Source organism: Frigoribacterium sp. Leaf186 (assembly GCF_001423905.1).
Lineage (GTDB): Bacteria > Actinomycetota > Actinomycetes > Actinomycetales > Microbacteriaceae > Frigoribacterium.
Genome location: NZ_LMPQ01000013.1, coordinates 612 through 826, shown reverse-complemented (window position 1 = coordinate 826; position 215 = coordinate 612). Strand labels below are relative to the sequence as shown.

Genomic DNA, 215 nt, shown 5'->3' with positions numbered 1-215 from the left:
CTTGGTTTCGGGTCTACACCCAGCGACTGGACGCCCTATTCGGACTCGATTTCTCTACGGCTTCCCTATTCGGTTAACCTTGCCACTGAATGTAAGTCGCTGACCCATTATACAAAAGGTACGCAGTCACCCTTGCGGGCTCCTACTTTTTGTAAGCATGCGGTTTCAGGATCTATTTCACTCCCCTCCCGGGGTTCTTTTCGCCTTTCCCTCAC

1 rRNA gene (only partly in view) is annotated in these 215 nt (G+C 51.6%); it reads right to left on the bottom strand.

Features of this window, described 5'->3' with window-relative positions:
- Positions 1 to 215: ribosomal RNA gene (locus ASG05_RS16060) — 23S ribosomal RNA — on the bottom strand (its annotated part extends past both window edges: 206 nt to the left, 497 nt to the right); the annotation flags it as partial.